The 241-nt window shown below is 71.4% G+C and carries 1 protein-coding gene; it reads left to right on the top strand.

The window, feature by feature from the left end:
- Window positions 1-22 precede the first annotated feature (22 nt).
- Window positions 23-241: hypothetical protein (locus ACR9ZK_RS22165; protein WP_481344100.1), on the top strand; the 219-nt coding region annotated here is incomplete at its 3' end.

Below are 241 nucleotides of genomic sequence, written 5' to 3'. Positions count from 1 at the left end.
TCCGTCGTCGGCAGCGTCAGATGTGTATAAGAGACAGGTCGAGGGTCCCCACTCGACCGTGCTGCCCTACGACGCCGACGCGATCCGCCGGCTCAAGGACTCCGTGGACGGCGCGATGTACGTCCTGTCTCTTATACACATCTCCGAGCCCACGAGACGGAGCTACATCTGGGGGGGGGGGGTGTGGGGGGGGAAGGGGGGGGGGGGGGGGGGGGGGGGGGGGGGGGGGGGGGGGGGGGGG

It is taken from the genome of Monashia sp. HAY1-5C, from assembly GCF_056755255.1.
Note: the sequence above shows the minus strand (reverse complement) of the source record. Positions and strands in the feature narration are given on the sequence as shown.